Source organism: Rhodococcus sp. 06-470-2, from assembly GCF_002258235.1.
Taxonomy (GTDB): domain Bacteria; phylum Actinomycetota; class Actinomycetes; order Mycobacteriales; family Mycobacteriaceae; genus Rhodococcoides.
Window position 1 is genome coordinate 90,035 of the sequence record NZ_NOYB01000037.1, and the last position, 14,883, is coordinate 104,917.

Here is a 14,883-nt window from a genome sequence, read left to right on the forward strand (position 1 = left end):
GAAAGTCAGTTCGCTCCGAGTAGTTCGGCCATCTGTGCATAGAAAGCTGCGGGATCGCCGGCGAGAGAGGACTTCACCATATCGGTCCATTCGTCGACGATGATTTCGATGGAGCCGGCCGCCAGACCGTCCAGGGCGGCACGCGGCACTGTGCGGGGATCGATCTTCGGTCCGTCGTATCCGGCGGCGATGTCGGTATCTGCAGCGCCGAGAAGTACGCCCTGTACGAAAGTTCCCTGCGGTGCAAGTTCCAGGCGTACTCCGTTCGTCATGTTCCATTCGGCGGCCTTCGCGGCAGCGTAGGCACCGGATCCCGTTGTGGCGAACCATGATAGAGCCGACAAGATATTGACGATCGAACCGCCACCCTGTGCTGCGAGCACCGGGGCGAATGCCCGAACGACGTGCAGTGTGCCCCAGAAATGTGTGTCCATCTCGCGCCGAACCTCGGTGAGGTCACCGGTGACGAGCGCGGCGCCGGTGGAGATGCCCGCATTGTTGACGAGCAGTGTGACATCGGACGCCGCCGACGCCGCTGCTCTTACCGATTCGCTGTCGAGCAGGTCGAGCGTCAACGGCACCACCCGGTTGTCGTCGAAGTCGAGCGTTTCGGGTCTGCGAGCCGTCGCGTAGATTTTTTTCGCGCCTCGATCGAGTAGTTCGAGGACGAAGTGACGGCCGATGCCGCGGTTGGCTCCGGTGACGAGGGCGATCTGGTCGGAGAAGTCCATGGAACCTTGCTTTCTTCGCGAGTTTCGTTTTTTCGGTCCTGATCGGTCCGATATCGACAAGGCTAAAACTTCACGTTAACGTCAAGGGCAAGTCCGAAAATCGAACGTTGCTCCGAGGGAGATACTGGATGCGTATAGGCGAGGTGGCACACCTGGCAGGAGTGAGCACGCGAGCTCTTCGCTACTACGAAGAGCAGGGCTTGCTGGCGTCCGAACGCACCTCCAGCGAACAACGTGTCTACGCCGAGTCTGCCGTCGAGCGGGTGAAGTTACTCCAGCAACTCTTCTCCGCTGGTCTTTCGAGTCGGAAGATTCTGCAACTACTGCCGTGTATAGACAGCGGCCAGAGCTCGCCCGAGGCCTTCGAGATCATGAGAATCGAACGAGATCGAATCACCGCGGACATGGCAGATCTGGCCGCCACGCGTGACGTCCTCGATCGGATGATCGACATTGCACACAACCCGACACCCGAACACTGTCCTGCGCTTCGAGACACCCCATGGGCACCGTTCGAGGCCGACGCATCTGCTATGCATCGATGAACTGCCCGACTCCATCCGCACCCGCGTCGATTGCTTCGTCGATCGTTTCTCCCACTGCGGCCGCACCGACCGCAGTCATGATCGTCCCGGCGTGATCGAGTCCCGGCATCGCGGTGATGGACGTCAGGTCGAGCGCGTCGACGATCTGGCTCGAGTACATCGGCGCGGAATCGGTGCCAACGCTCCACTGCGCGTGCAGGAATCGAATCGGCATCGTCAGTTCCCGGAACCGAGAGGCACCGAAGAAGACGTCCGTGGCGTCTGCGACGACCGCATCGGACGACAGCCGGACCGATCCGTCGAACAGATCATGTTCGGCGTACGTTCGCAAGAGCGGATCGGCGGGGTCGAGTAGCGGCAACGACGTCGAGACCAGGAATTCGATGTAATCGCCGATGTCGTTCCAGTGCTGCTGAGTTCGAGCGATCCTGTCCGAGAAGACCGCGGCAACGTTCTCCTGCGTGAGGCCGGCGGGCGGAGCCACCGGCACGCCCCCGTCGACGAGGATGAGACTCTTCACCCTGGACGGGTACCGGGCCGCGAACTCGACCGCCACGAATCCACCCATCGACATTCCGCAGACGTGCACCGCGTCGAGCCCCAATGTATCCAAAACGGAGTCGAGATCGTCTGCGTGCTGCGCCAACGACGACGGTCCGGTGACGTCCACGCTGTCACCTCTGCCGCGAAGGTCCGGGGCGACGAGTGTCAGGTGCGGAGACTCGGCGCGCAGCCAGCTCCACAGCATGCGCTGGCTCGAGACCCTGTGCACCACGAGGATGGGCTCGCTGGTGCCGGTGTGTGTTTCGACGGCGAGGTGCCCGCCGGATACCGGTACTCGATCGATGGTCATGTCTGCAGACAGTATGGGAAGCCCATCGCAGGCGACATGGATCTCACACCCACTGTGCTTGTCGAATTATGGCTGGATCATCCGTACCGCGGCGCCAGGTCGGCCGGAACCGCTCGCGGAAAGGTGCAACGATGTGGGTCGGCGCTGGGTAGGACGCATCACCTCAGCGGCGCAGGTCTTTTCGCATGATCACCCGCGGGATACCGCCGGATACAGACGTCGTCTCGGCTGCGAACTCGAAGCCCGCCGACTCGAACAACCCGCGGGTGCCGACGTAGGCCATCGTGAGGTCGACCTTCGCACCCTTGTTGTCCACCGGATAGCCCTCGATCGCGGGAGCGCCGTGATCGGCTGCGAACCGAACCGCACGGTCCAACAACGCATGCGCGATCCCGCGACGGCGGTGGCCGGCCTTGACTCGGAAGCACCAGGCCGTCCAGACCGGCAGATCGTCGACGTGCGGAATCTTGTTGGACCGCGCGAACGGTAACTCCGCGCGCGGCGCGACCGCAGCCCAGCCGACCACCTCGTCTCCGTCGTAGGCCAGCACACCCGGCGCGACTTTTCGTCGGGTCAGCTTCTCGACGTACGCGGCGCGTTCCGGGCCGACGAGTGACCTGTTGGTCGCGGAATCGATGCGGTGACTCAGGCACCAACACACCGACGAGGTCGGATTCTTCGGGCCGAGAATCGCACGCACGTCCGCGAACGACGTGGCAGGCCGTACCGAGAAGCTCACCCGCCGACCATACCCAGCGGCGGTGCTGTACTACTGGTCCAGCAGGCGGTGTGTTTCGAGACGGTACGGTCGAGGGCGTGAAAACTTCGATCGTCGGCACCGGTGCCGTGTGAACATCTCCGCGAGCGACCGTGCATTCCTGGCCCGGGCCGTGGATCTGGCAACGGACGCAGTGCGAACGGGCAACGATCCGTTCGGCTCGCTGTTGGTGTCGGACAGCGGTGAAGTGTTGGCCGAGGACAGGAACAGGGTCGGCGACCTGAACGATCCCACCCAGCACCCCGAGATCGCACTGTCGCGGTGGGCTGCGACCAACCTGGACGCCGATCAGCGGCGATCGGCGACGGTCTACACCTCCGGTGAGCATTGCGTGATGTGTGCTGCGAGCCTCGGAATCGTCGGACTCGGTCGCATCGTCTACGCCACATCGACGGCTCAATTGCTCACGTGGCTCGAAGAATTCGGTGCTGCACCACTGGCAATCACGGCGTCGCCCATCGAACAAATCGTGCCGGGCATAGTTGTGGACGGTCCGGTGGCCGAGTTCGGCGACACCGTTCGCGAACTGCACAGGCAACGTCACGCGTCTGCTCGGTAGCGCACTCGCGAACGAAGAGGGGAAGACTGTGCCGGACGGCATCGAGGGCGGATCAGCGCGTCGTTCGAGAGCGATGACGACTGCGCTCGCGGCCACCGGCGGCACCGGCGTCGTACTCGCGTGGCTCGAGTTCGTCCTCATCCGGCAGCAGCTCGCGGTGGGATTGTGGGTCATCGCCGTGGCTGTCGTGTCGATCGCTCTGGTGCGCTTGTCCTGCGCCGGTAAGCCCGCCGCGCTGGGAACCGCGCTCGGCGGTGTCGTCGTGGTCGCTCAGGCGGCATGGTTGGTGACGGGCCTTCACGCACTGTGGGTCACGACCTTGACCGCGGCCACGGTGCTCGGCTTCTTCGTGCTCGCGGCGGCGTGGGTAGGCCGTTCGAGGGCCTCCAGGCGGAGGGTGGCCACCGCAATCCCGGTCGGCGTCGCTGCAGCTGTTGCATTGCTGGTCTCGGCGGTGGTCGTCGGCACGGCGGCCAGTCCGGCTCCGCTGGTTCGATCCCTGCATGCAGTGGGGCAGAGCAATTCCTTCGAGGCCGACGCCCGGACTGCGACGACAGTGGTCGACGGTGCGCGCCTCACCAACGACGTCGAATACGGCTCGACGCTTCCGAATTCGTTCCTCGACATCTACATCGCCGACGACGATCCATCGGTCGGCCGGCCCACATACATCACGATTCACGGTGGTGGCTGGATCGTCGGCGACAAAACCGATGGTGCTCCCAGCGCAGATTCCGCCGGTGCGTCGTGGGCCGGCCCCATGCTCGACGCCGGCTACAACGTGGTGTCGGTGAACTACGCGTTCGCACCGAGTTACCGATTCCCGACGCAGACAATACAACTGGGCCAGGCCATGCAGTTCCTGGAAACGAACGCCGACCGTTACGGACTCGACATGAGTCGCGTCGTGCTCGCCGGAACCAGCGCGGGTGGTCACATCGTGGGCAATTACGCCACCGTGCAGACCAACTCCGAGTACGCGCGAGCACTGGGTATCGAACCCACCATGGACCGAAGCGCTCTGAAGGCGATCGTGTTGGAGAGTGCAGCCCTCGATGTCGGTAGAGCGGGCGCACCGCAATCACCGAGCCCGTCGAACGGCTTCTTCTTCGACATCGCTGCACGAAGCTATCTCGACACCACCGACTCCGCACTGCTGGCGGAGGCGAACGTCATCGACAATGTCACCGCCGACTTTCCACCGAGTTTCATCTCCGACGGCAACACCGGGACTTTTCCCGACCAGGCAGCCGAATTGAGCGCCCAGCTGGACAGAATGGGCGTCGCCAATCGCCTGAACCTGTACAGCAAGAATCAGGCGAGACTCGACCACTCGTTCATGTCGGTTGATTCACAGTGGACCGACGACTACAGCCGCCTCAAGATCGAGTTTCTCCGCGGCATCGTCTGATTCATCGCCCTTCAGCTCGGTCCGAAACGTTCCGTTCGGATGTTCGCGGCCGAGTGGCCCCGCTCCACCAGCATGTCGGCCACGGTGTCGACGAAGCTCGTGGGACCGCAGATGTAGCAGCGTGGTTCGAACTCCGCCGGCCATCCGTGGGCGTCGAGGTCTTCGATCGTGATGCGGCCGAGGGGTCGTGCGTTGACGGCAGGAGCGCGCCGCGTGTGGATCATGGTGATGTCCACGCCCGCCGGAGGGCGAGCCCACTCGTCCGCGAAGTAGACCTCCGCGGGTTCGCGCACCGAGTACAGCACCCGGAACGGCACCCGTCCGCCCGTCGCGGAGGCCTGCGCGCGAACCATCGCGCGGAGCGGGACGATGCCGGAACCGCCACCCACCAACAGGATCGGCGGGGACGGTCTCTCTGAGGGCTGGGACGGCCGCCAGACGAACCATCGGCCCACCGGACCGCGGATTTCGATGCGATCACCGGCTTCGACGACGTCGACCAGGTAGGGCGACACCTCGCCGTCCGCGACGTTCTGCACCGTGATCTCGATACGCGACGTGCCGTCGGGTGCCGACGCCAAGGAGTAGCTTCGCTGTGCGCTGTAGCCGTCCTCGGCGGTGAGCTTGACGTCCACATGCTGCCCGGCAAGGTGGCCGGGCCAACCGTCGACGTCGAGAACGAGGGTGGACGCAGTGGGTGTCTCACGCCGCACGGCCGCCACCGTGGCAACGAGCCAGGGTTTCGCCCCGGCCGTCGATGTCACGTCAGTCGCCCTGGTATCGCTGCTCGCGCCACGGATCTCCGTAGTCGTGGTATCCACCACGCTCCCAGAAGCCTTGCTCGTTCTCCAGCGTGAGCTCGATGCGTGAGATCCATTTCGCGGATTTCCAGAAGTACAGATGCGGAACGAGAAGCCTTGCGGGACCGCCGTGTTCGCGAGCCAGTGGAGCGCCGTCGAACTCGGTGACCAGCCAGGCCTTTCCATCCCTGAGGTCTTCGAGCGGGAGGTTGGTGGTGTAGCCGTCGAAGCCGTGTACCACGACGTACCCGGCATCGGTGTCGAGTCCGTCCAACAGAACGTCCAGGCTCACGCCCTTCCACGTCGTATCGAGCTTCGACCACTTGGTGACGCAGTGGATGTCGACGGTCGGGCTCTCGTGCGGAAGTGCCGCGAATTCGTCCCAGGTCCAGCTTCGAGTGTCGCCGCGTTCGGTGGCGATCGAGAAGGACCACGTGTCGGTCGCGACCACCGGCGCGGGCCCGATCGCGAGGACGGGAAAGTCCTTGGTCAGGTACTGACCGGGGGGAGTGCGCCCGTCGTCGCCGCGTCGTCGGCCCACGAAGCCCTTCGAGATCAATGCCATGGTGCCAAATTGTGCGCTCGTGGTCGGGAGTCTGACAAGTCGGACGCGCATGTTCTCGGGAGGCCCGCGAATACGTCGACGATTCGACTGCGGAGGGAAAGTGCGAATTCGACCGCCTGCCAGTAGAGAATCCCGACGACGATCGACAGGGCGAATGCCAGCCAGGGATGGTCGTCGCGCAGCGGCAGATAGACCTGGAAATGGGTGAGGTAGATGAAGAGGGAGGCGCTCGCCAGAACTCCTGCCACCCGGCCCAGCAACGCGGGGAATGGAACCGACGACAGCCATACCACCATGCACAGGCCGATGGTGACGATGATTTCTCGTTGCGTGTCTCCGAAGAAGAACCCGGGAACCGTGGCCGCGATGACTACCGTCACCCACAGTCGTTGCCGAATCGTATTTGCCTGCGCCGCAGCCCAACCCAACGCGAACAACCAGAAGACCACCGACGCGGTCAGGATGCGGTTGGGGCTGTCGTCGATGTCGACCAGCCCGTACCGGGTGAGGAGTCCGAGGCCTACGAGGCCCATCGGGAACCAGAACGCATGACGACGTTCGAGCCGATCGAGCCACGGAACGGACAGTGTCGCGGCAGCGGCGAGCACGATGTACACGATCGCCTCGACGAACCAGTACCGCCATTCCGCGGACCACCCGTCCGGGCCCAGGATCCCGTTGAGCAGAAATGCACTGGTGATTCGATAGTCCCCGGTGAGGGCAATGACGAGTCCGATCCACACCATGCTGGGAATCGCTATCCGGGCGACGCTTCGGAGCACACGTCGTGTTCGTTCGGTGCGATCTGCAGCCCCGAGGTGAAAGCGGGCGAAGTTGTAGCCGGCAAAACCGAGAAGCACGTGAGCCCCGCCGAGTACCGCGAACAGGTGAATGTGCGAGCCGACGATCAGCAGGATCGCGAGGGCGCGCAGCAGAACGTTCGTCTCCACTCGGCGCCAGCCGCGGCGTGAGCGCGGACCTCGATCGAAGTCTCGAACCGGTGTGGTGTGCCAGTTCTCGGGCAGATGGCCGAGCATGGCCTCCAGCCGCAGGGACATTCGGACGTACGACAGCGAGTCACCGCCCAAACTCACGAACGTACTGTCGTCCTCCACCTGTGAGCAGTGCAGGATCTCGGCGAACAGAGCCTTCACATCGGCGGTAGGTGGGACGGTGTCCGATGTGACGAGATCCTGCCGGGCAGCGATGTCCGCCACCGCTCGCAGATCGGGTTTGCCGGTGGGCGTTCGCGGCACTCGGTCGACGAGACACACCCGAACCGCTGCAGCGGGAAGACCACTGGTGTCCGCGGCTGTGCGGCGGACGGCGTCGATGTCTCCGCCCTCCATGACGACGACCAGCTCGTCGACACCACCGGCGCAGCATGCCGTGAACCCATGTTGCGCGAGCGCTGACTCGACGCGCTGCAGGTCGATACGCAGGCCGAAGACCTTCGCGAATCGACTTCGGCGGCCCACCACCTCGTAGAATCCGTCGTCCGTGAGTCGCGCGAGATCGCCGGTGTGCAGTTCGCCGGCGAGGGTGTCACCGAGGCGAAGGTCGTCGGGACTCTCGGCGTAGCCGAGCATGACGTTCGGCCCCGAGTAGACGAGTTCGCCTGTCCCACTGGGACAGTCGTCGACCGTCTCCAGTCGGAAGGCTCCCCCGGGAATCGGACGGCCGATGGTGTGTGGGTGAGTGACGGCCAGATCGGATGGCAGATAGGCCATTCAGGCCGTTGCCTCGGTCTGCCCGTACATGACGAAGAGGTCCCATCCCCGACGTCGACCGAGCTCTGCGTATTTTCGGACGCGGTCCGGCGGCATCTTGCCGCCGGCCTGCGTGATGTAGCGCAGATCGGGCAGATCCAGCTGATCGAACCCCATCCGGTCGAGCAGATCGAAGGTGTACGGCACACCCGCGAACGTCGTTCCGCGCTGAGTCCGCACGAGGGTCCAGAAGTCGGGATCGGTGACGGACGAATCGGTCAGAATCAACGCGGCACCGCGTAGGAGGTGGCTGTGCACGACCGACAATCCGTAGCAGTAGTGCATGGGCAGGGTCGTCACTGCTCGGTCGGTGCCGCGGATGCCGAGATATTCGGCGATCGACTCGGCGTTGGACTGCACGTTTCGGTGTGAGAGTCGGACGAGTTTGGGTGAACCGGTGGAGCCGGACGTGCTCAGAAGCAACGCGAGGTCGGGGTGCAGGTGGCGCGCGGGCCGTCGGTCGTCCTTGTCGACGACGCTGCGGCCGTCGAGGGTGCGCACCACCACATCGGGCCGGTAGGCGTCGATCAGGCCATCGAAGTGGGCGGGATTCTCGCCTGGAGCCATCAGCACCGGATGCCCGGCCCGCAGCGCCGCCAGATACGTGACGAGAACGTCGACGTCGTTGGAACCGGCGATCACCACGAGACGACGCGTCGTTCCGAGTTCCGATGCCCGATGCTCGACGCGTTCGTCGAGGTCACGGTAGGTGAGCGTCTCGTCGGTCGTGATCAGAGCAGGGGCGTCACCGAAGCGGCCGAGGTCGCGCGCGAAGCGCACACCGGGGCGGTCGAGGTAGGTCATCTCGCTGAGCACCGACGGAGTCTATATAAGGAATGCCGAACCTAACTAGACGGCAGTGCGCAGCATGCTTCAGGCGTCGGTCGCCGGCTCCAATGCGTCGGCGAGCATGTGCATTGCCGCGGTGGTGGACAGTGCACGCACACTTGCCCGGTCGCCGGGGAGATGAAGGGTGCGGGTGACAGTCGGTTGGCCGGTGGATGCGATGGCAAAACAGACGGTGCCGACCGGCTTCGCCTCGGTGCCCCCACCCGGTCCCGCGACGCCGCTGGTCGATACCGCGATGTCGACGTTCAGTCGGTTCAACGCGCCTTCGGCCATCAGCGCGGCCACCGGCTCGCTCACGGCTCCGTGTTGCTCGATGACCTCGGCGGGGACGTCGAGCAGGCCGGTCTTGGCCTCGTTGGCGTAGGACACCACCGCGCCGATGACGTACGCCGACGATCCTGCGCGATCGGTGAGACGTGCGGCGATCATCCCTCCGGTGCACGATTCTGCCGTGGCGATGCGATGCCCGGACAGACGGTGTGCCACGATGTCGTCGATGGTGGAACCGTCGGTCGAAAAGACCTGTGTGCCATGGATTTTTTCGATGAGACGTTCGAGATCGGCGTAGGCAGTTCTCGCCGACTCGGTATAGCGGGTCACCATTTCGAGCTCGCCGAGGCTCAGACAGGTGGTGATCTCGAGATCGCCGAATCCCGCAATTTCGCTTTCGGCTGTCCGCAGGGTTGCGGCGAGGTCGGCCTCGGACAGTCGATAGCCGCGAATGGTGTCCTGACGCATGTGCGTGCGGCGGGCGAGAACCTCGGCGACGGGTGCGCTGTCGAGTGCCTCCGGCCACATTGCCTGCAGTTCGCGAGGTGGGCCGGGCAGGATGAGGACGGCGGGCAGTGATCTGGAGTCGTCGGCGGGTATCGCTACCCCGGGTGCGGTTCCGGTCGGTGAAATCGACTGCGCGCCGAGGGGAACCATCGCCTGCTTTCGGATACCGGCGCGCAGCGGCTCGGAGTCGGCTGCAGAACTCATTCGGCTTCGCCACCGCTGCACGATCGCGTGGATGCGATCTTCGAGCTCGGTGTCCAGTGTCAATTTGCGACCGTACAGCGCGGCGACGGTCGGGACAGTGAGGTCGTCGGCGGTCGGACCCAAACCGCCGGTGGTGACGATCAAGTCGACGCGTTGATCGGCCAGGAACCGAACCTGGGCAGTCAGATCGTCCGGGCGATCACCGCAGACGGTGATGTGGGCGACGTCGACCCCCATCTCCAGAAGTCGCTGAGCCACCCACGGGCCGTTCCGGTCGGTGACGCGACCGGCCAGAACCTCGGTTCCCGTGACCACCACACCTGCTCGCACAGTCATCCCTCGACCTTACTGATCGGGGCGCGGGCGATGACTTTTGCGGTTGGCCCGGGTCCAAGACATGACATCTACCGCTACCGAGGAGGCAGCCATGACCACCACCCACACCACAACGCCGGGCAAGATCGCCCCCCGGATAGGCCTCGTTCTACAGATCCTCGTGATCGTCTTTCTTCTGTTCGACGCGATCAGCCACATTCTGAATCTGCAGGTGGTGAAGGATGCGTCGGTCGACCTCGGTCTGCGCGACGAAATGGCGCCGATCACCGGCATCGTCATGCTCGTCATCTTGGTTCTCTACGCAGTTCCCGTGACGTCGATCCTGGGTGCCATCGTGCTCACCGGCTATCTCGGCGGTGCGGTGCTGACCAATTGGCGCGTCGAGAAGCCGCTGCTGAGCACAGTGTTCTTCGCGATCTACGTGGGAATCGTCGCGTGGGGTGCGCTGTGGCTGCGGGACGAGCGGGTTCGCAGCATCATTCCGTTGCGCCGAACATAGAGATCGCCGCAAACGCGCGCGCGTTCGCTCGGGTGGCCGAGCTTCTCCCTGTCCGCCGCAAACGCGTGCGCGTTCGCCGAAAGCTCGCGGAATCGTCGATGAACCTGCGCGCGCCTGGCGAATGCGCGCGCGTTTGCCGCGACTTCGTTGTCCACGAGTCGAACTCGGGCAAGCCGGCCGTGCAATTCGAGCTCGAATCCGGCCACCGGTCAGGTTGCTTCTTCCGCGCGGCCACCGCCCGTGAACAGATGGTCGTCCATCCGAGCGTCGACGGCGATGATCGTCAGGTCGAGGTACGGTGCTGTGGTCGATTTGTCGCCAAGAGCGCCGACGTAGGCGCAGATGCCGGTTTGGACGTCCAGTCGCACGGTTTCCGGTGGTCCCGGGACCCAGTGGTCCGCCTCGAAGTCGTAGTGCCCGCTCAGCAGAGCACAGCACTCGCATCGGGCGTCGTATCGGTTCGTCGTGACTACAGTCGCCTGCCAGGCCGGTCGGCCGTGATGCTCGACGGCCCTCACCTCGGACAGTTCCGTGACCGTCTCGGTGGACGAATGATCGTGAGCAGAGCGGGTGAGTTCGATCGGGTTGAGCATGGCGATCCACTGGTAGTTCTCGTAGAACGGATCGTCGTAATCCACGAGCCATGAATCGGTGATGGACGGCAGAGCAGACACGAGGCCGTCGGAGTCGAACGTCGGTGAAGTGTCCGACGGCCAACGCCCCTCCGCCGGACTACATGCACCGTCCGAGTACTGCACGACCGTGTCGGCGAACGGCACACCAGCGCACACTCTTTCGACAACCTTGCCCTTGGCGTCCTCCACGCGCATGTTTCCAGGACGACGAATCCATGCGTGCACCGGCAGTGTGTGGCGAGAAGGTAGGAGCTCGAACTCGACGGTCTTCCACCGCCACGGTGACGACTGCGCCAACCTGCGAAACTGTTCGACGGACGGGTTCGTGATCACGTACCGATCATGCCGTCGACTCGCGGTTCAGTTCTGCACGTTGCCGTTTTCGGGAGGGTGTGGCACGTTCTCGTCGTCCACGTGTGCGCCCTCGACCGCGTCCGTTTCGGCGGTGTGCTCGCGTGGGCCGTCGTTGCTGCCTTCGGACGGAACTGCATCGCTTGCGTCGGTCGGCATTGTCATGAAGTCTCCACAGGGTCGGGGCGAGGAGTCGCCATAGGTTGGACAATGTGGGTGTGCCCCAGTGAGCACAGAACTACACCCCGCGACACGCAACGTTCCGAAAATGACAAGGACCGTATGACATCGACAGGCGCACGGGGCTCGGTGTGGTCGACGGTTGCAGTGATCGTCGGGATTGTTGCTGTCGGCACGGTTGTTGCCGGACTGCTGCACGAACCGCAGCCCGACCCGATCACGATTCCAGGTTGCGCGGAGGTCGTTCAGCCCGAGGACTCGGTGCGAGTGAACTACGCATTCGCCATCGAGGGCGACGCCGACAACTCCGAAGTGCCGTGGAGATTCGACTCCAAAGCACAGTCGATGACCGATGCCCTGATCGCGGCACTTCCCACCGGAGCGACCGTCGAACCCGAACCGTTCGCACCGACCTTCGGTTTCGACGCGGGCGCAGTACGGCAGTCGCTCGACGGCCAGGCCGACGCGCTCGGAACCGTCACCGTCGGCAACCGGACCGGCACGCTGACAGTCACCGTCGGGTTGTCCGATCAGCCCGCTGGTCCGTGCTTCGCGGGCTTCGTCGACCAGCGGTCGACGCAATCAGACGGAACTGTGCTCGACATCCAGGACAGCACGCACACGACTCGCGTCGTTGCGAGCGCGCTCGACGGCACCCGAATCGACGTGAACGCCAAGGGTGTACTGACGCTCGAGCAAGTCATCGATATCGCTCTGGCACCCGGACTTCGCGCAAGTACACCTGCCTGACGAACTGGGTGCTCCCACGGGCCGCAGCCGTGCGTTCACTACCGTCACTCACCGGCGGCATCCCGCGGATGACACCCGATGGTGAACAGTCACGTCCGCGCGCGTCCAGTGGCCTATCTTGAGTTCGATGCGAATAGCTGTGGTGGAGGACGACGACGGACTCGGCGATGCGTTGGTGGACGCGTTGACCGAGGTGGGGCACACGCCTGTCCGCATGCGCCGCGGTGCCGACGCCCTGCTCGGCTATCACGAGATGGACATCGTGCTGCTGGATCTCGGACTGCCCGACATGGATGGCCTCGACGTTCTTCGAAAGCTCAGGACGCTGAGTTCGGTTCCGGTGGTGGTGCTGACGGCGCGAGACGACGAGCGCTCGGTGGTGCGGGCCCTACGCGGCGGTGCCGACGACTACGTCGTCAAGCCGGCTCGATTGGGTGAATTGCACGCGAGACTCGAGGTGGCCGCGCATCGCCGAAGCGCGGCCACCGAACCCACGGCCGACAGGCTGACGCTCGGTGACATCGTCGTCGATCTCTCCGGCCGTGCCGTCGAAGTCGGCGGACGCGCTGTTGCGCTGACCACCAAGGAGTTCGACCTGTTGGCTCATCTCGTGACGCGACGCGGTGAAGCAGTGAGCCGGGAACAGTTGATGGACGCCATCTGGGGTGACGCCTACGTCGCGATCTCACGAACGCTCGACGTACACATGACGGCGTTGCGTTCCAAGCTTTCTCGCCCGGGTGCCATCGTCACGATCCGCGGCTTCGGCTACCGCTGGGATACCTGACGTGCGGCGGCGTGTCCTTTTGGTGTTGATGATCTACTCCACCGTGGTCGTGCTTGCTCTGTCGGTTCCCCTCGCGCTGTTGGTCGGTCGCGAACGAGCCCAACGATTCGGCGAGAATCGGGCCGCCGCAGCATCGTTCTTTGCGGAACTCAGCTCGCGAGAAGACGAATCCGGTGTAGCCCGTATCCAAGAATCGTTGCAGCGCTACAACAGTCTGTACGACGAGGGAGTTGCCGTCGTCGATCGCACCGGAGGGGTGCGGGCGGAATCAGGCCTGGACGTGCAGAGTGTCGACGTCCAGCAGTCGGTGGCAGGAGCGCTGCGCAATCAGCGCGGAGACCTACCGTCGAGTCTGACGCCGTGGTCGGATTCCTCGGTGTTGATTGCCGCCCCGGTCGGTGGGGGAACGCAAGTGGACGGCGCAGTGGTGCTCGAGGCGTCCACCGATTCTGCGCGCAGGGACGTCGCGATTGCCTGGGTGGTCATCGCTGTCGGTGCCATGCTGATCCTCGCGACGGTCGCGGTGATCGCTGTTGCTTTGTCGCGCTGGGTCGTTCGTCCGCTGAGCGCATTGTCCTCGCGAGTCCATTCGTTCGGCGACAAGTTCCACGATCAGGTGTCGGTCGAGGGGTCGCACCGACTCGAGCCGGTGCCCTACGTCGGGCCACCGGAGGTGCGTGAGCTGTCCAGTGCCTTCGAGGCCATGGCCGACGACGTCGAGGCCGCCACCGCTGCGCAACGTCGATTGGTGGCCGACACCGCCCATTCTCTCCGGAACCCACTGGCAGCATTGCGAATTCGGATGGACGTTCTGGGAATGCGGGTGCCGGATTCGGCAACCGATGCGCACCGGCGGACCACACTCGAGGTGGATCGTTTGAGCTCCGTGGTGGAAGGTCTGCTCGTTCTCGCAGCTGCCGAAACCCCGGCGAGCACCCGGTCTCCCGGCTGCGATCTCGGTGCGGTTGTCGCAGATCGAGTCGAATTCTGGTCCAGCACGATAGTCGTGGCGGGAATGACCGTTCACGTCTCGGAGCCGGATGCCGATGCGGATTGTCGCGTTGCGATGTCGGAGGACGACCTGACTCGAATTCTCGACGCTCTGCTGAGCAATGCAACCAAGTACGCCGGCTCCGGCTCCGGCATCGAGATCGACTATCGAAGCAGTGACGCGGACGTCACGATGTGGTTGTCCGACAACGGACCGGGCGTGCCCACCGACGAACTCGGCAAGGTCGTCGATCGGTTCTATCGAGCGTCCGGTTCGCACGGCGACGGTACCGGTCTGGGTCTGTCGATCGTCCACGCCCTGACCGAGCGAGCCGGCGGATCCCTCCGGGTCATGGAGCGTCGGCCAGTGGGACTGCGGATCGAACTGCACCTTCCGAAAGTCGTTTCCTAAGGGAGTGTTAGGAAATCCGAAACGGCTTGGTTCCGGGCTGTGCTTACCGTCACAGTAGGGAGGCTTCGGTTGCCGATCAATGACCGGCAGCCCAATTGTCCG

Annotated in this window: 15 protein-coding genes and 1 pseudogene; 7 read left to right on the forward strand and 9 right to left on the reverse strand. The window is 64.2% G+C overall.

Annotated elements, in window-relative coordinates; genetic code table 11:
• Positions 1-5: 5 nt before the first annotated feature.
• Positions 6-731 carry an SDR family oxidoreductase gene (locus tag CH276_RS20450; protein ID WP_094631509.1) on the reverse strand — a complete coding sequence of 242 codons (726 nt, stop codon included), beginning with the start codon at positions 729-731 and terminating at the stop codon, positions 6-8.
• Between the two features lie 128 nt (positions 732-859).
• Between CH276_RS20450 and CH276_RS20455 the strand changes: the two genes are divergently transcribed.
• On the forward strand, positions 860-1,276 hold the full coding sequence (locus tag CH276_RS20455; protein WP_094631510.1) for a MerR family transcriptional regulator: 417 nt from the start codon (positions 860-862) through the stop codon (positions 1,274-1,276).
• Here CH276_RS20455 and CH276_RS20460 read toward each other — a convergent pair.
• Both CH276_RS20460 and CH276_RS20465 read right to left on the reverse strand, forming a co-directional pair.
• Positions 1,263-2,129 carry an alpha/beta fold hydrolase gene (locus CH276_RS20460; protein ID WP_094631511.1) on the reverse strand — a complete coding sequence of 289 codons (867 nt, stop codon included), beginning with the start codon at positions 2,127-2,129 and terminating at the stop codon, positions 1,263-1,265. The two genes, CH276_RS20455 and CH276_RS20460, sit on opposite strands and share 14 nt — an antisense overlap.
• Before the next feature lie 163 nt (positions 2,130-2,292).
• Positions 2,293-2,868 carry a GNAT family N-acetyltransferase gene (locus CH276_RS20465; RefSeq protein ID WP_094631512.1) on the reverse strand — a complete coding sequence of 192 codons (576 nt, stop codon included), beginning with the start codon at positions 2,866-2,868 and terminating at the stop codon, positions 2,293-2,295.
• A gap of 109 nt (positions 2,869-2,977) precedes the next feature.
• On the opposite strand from CH276_RS20465, the gene CH276_RS20470 reads away from it, so the two are divergent.
• Complete coding sequence (locus CH276_RS20470; protein ID WP_094631513.1) at positions 2,978-3,466, forward strand: nucleoside deaminase; 489 nt, start codon at positions 2,978-2,980, stop codon at positions 3,464-3,466.
• A 28-nt stretch (positions 3,467-3,494) separates the two neighbouring features.
• The gene (locus CH276_RS20475; protein WP_141214758.1) at positions 3,495-4,877 is read left to right on the forward strand and encodes an alpha/beta hydrolase; all 1,383 of its coding nucleotides are present in this window, start codon (positions 3,495-3,497) and stop codon (positions 4,875-4,877) included.
• 11 nt (positions 4,878-4,888) lie between these two features.
• Here the strand turns inward: CH276_RS20475 and CH276_RS20480 are convergent, their stop codons facing one another.
• The 4 genes and pseudogenes from CH276_RS20480 to CH276_RS20495 form a co-directional block, all read right to left on the reverse strand.
• Positions 4,889-5,641, reverse strand: coding sequence for a ferredoxin reductase (locus CH276_RS20480; protein ID WP_094631515.1), 753 nt, complete (start codon positions 5,639-5,641; stop codon positions 4,889-4,891).
• Between the two features lies 1 nt (position 5,642).
• Positions 5,643-6,242, reverse strand: a complete 600-nt coding sequence (locus CH276_RS20485; RefSeq protein ID WP_094631516.1) for a sulfite oxidase-like oxidoreductase — start codon at positions 6,240-6,242, stop codon at positions 5,643-5,645.
• Positions 6,233-8,815, reverse strand: a pseudogene (locus tag CH276_RS20490) (AMP-binding protein). Before CH276_RS20490 ends, CH276_RS20485 begins: the two are co-directional and overlap by 10 nt.
• Positions 8,816-8,884: 69 nt before the next feature.
• Positions 8,885-10,177, reverse strand: a complete 1,293-nt coding sequence (locus CH276_RS20495) for a competence/damage-inducible protein A (protein ID WP_094631517.1) — start codon at positions 10,175-10,177, stop codon at positions 8,885-8,887.
• A 61-nt stretch (positions 10,178-10,238) separates the two neighbouring features.
• Between CH276_RS20495 and CH276_RS20500 the strand changes: the two genes are divergently transcribed.
• Positions 10,239-10,676 carry a DoxX family protein gene (locus tag CH276_RS20500; protein ID WP_441344235.1) on the forward strand — a complete coding sequence of 146 codons (438 nt, stop codon included), beginning with the start codon at positions 10,239-10,241 and terminating at the stop codon, positions 10,674-10,676.
• Positions 10,677-10,885: 209 nt separating this feature from the next.
• Here CH276_RS20500 and CH276_RS20505 read toward each other — a convergent pair whose 3' ends face one another.
• The gene (locus CH276_RS20505; protein WP_094631518.1) at positions 10,886-11,644 is read right to left on the reverse strand and encodes a hypothetical protein; all 759 of its coding nucleotides are present in this window, start codon (positions 11,642-11,644) and stop codon (positions 10,886-10,888) included.
• 27 nt (positions 11,645-11,671) lie between these two features.
• Positions 11,672-11,827 (reverse strand): hypothetical protein, encoded by a 156-nt coding sequence (locus tag CH276_RS28550; protein WP_176459362.1) that lies wholly within the window; start codon positions 11,825-11,827, stop codon positions 11,672-11,674.
• A gap of 117 nt (positions 11,828-11,944) precedes the next feature.
• On the opposite strand from CH276_RS28550, the gene CH276_RS20510 reads away from it, so the two are divergent.
• The 3 genes from CH276_RS20510 (at position 11,945) to CH276_RS20520 (ending at position 14,781) form a co-directional block, all read left to right on the forward strand.
• On the forward strand, positions 11,945-12,592 hold the full coding sequence (locus CH276_RS20510) for a hypothetical protein (protein WP_094631519.1): 648 nt from the start codon (positions 11,945-11,947) through the stop codon (positions 12,590-12,592).
• Between the two features lie 127 nt (positions 12,593-12,719).
• Entirely contained in the window at positions 12,720-13,379 is a 660-nt protein-coding gene (locus CH276_RS20515; protein ID WP_094631520.1) for a response regulator transcription factor, read from the forward strand.
• Between the two features lies 1 nt (position 13,380).
• Positions 13,381-14,781, forward strand: a complete 1,401-nt coding sequence (locus CH276_RS20520; protein WP_254924350.1) for a sensor histidine kinase — start codon at positions 13,381-13,383, stop codon at positions 14,779-14,781.
• Positions 14,782-14,883 lie beyond the last annotated feature (102 nt).

Excerpts from the sequence above, each read along its gene's own strand:
- CH276_RS20450 (WP_094631509.1), bottom strand. The coding sequence starts at position 731 with ATGGACTTCTCCGACCAGATCGCCCTCGTCACCGGAGCCAACCGCGGC.
- CH276_RS20455 (WP_094631510.1), top strand. The coding sequence starts at position 860 with ATGCGTATAGGCGAGGTGGCACACCTGGCAGGAGTGAGCACGCGAGCT.
- CH276_RS20460 (WP_094631511.1), bottom strand. The coding sequence starts at position 2,129 with ATGACCATCGATCGAGTACCGGTATCCGGCGGGCACCTCGCCGTCGAA.
- CH276_RS20485 (WP_094631516.1), bottom strand. The coding sequence starts at position 6,242 with ATGGCATTGATCTCGAAGGGCTTCGTGGGCCGACGACGCGGCGACGAC.
- CH276_RS20495 (WP_094631517.1), bottom strand. The coding sequence starts at position 10,177 with ATGACTGTGCGAGCAGGTGTGGTGGTCACGGGAACCGAGGTTCTGGCC.
- CH276_RS20500 (WP_441344235.1), top strand. The coding sequence starts at position 10,239 with ATGACATCTACCGCTACCGAGGAGGCAGCCATGACCACCACCCACACC.
- CH276_RS28550 (WP_176459362.1), bottom strand. The coding sequence starts at position 11,827 with ATGACAATGCCGACCGACGCAAGCGATGCAGTTCCGTCCGAAGGCAGC.
- CH276_RS20510 (WP_094631519.1), top strand. The coding sequence starts at position 11,945 with ATGACATCGACAGGCGCACGGGGCTCGGTGTGGTCGACGGTTGCAGTG.
- CH276_RS20515 (WP_094631520.1), top strand. The coding sequence starts at position 12,720 with ATGCGAATAGCTGTGGTGGAGGACGACGACGGACTCGGCGATGCGTTG.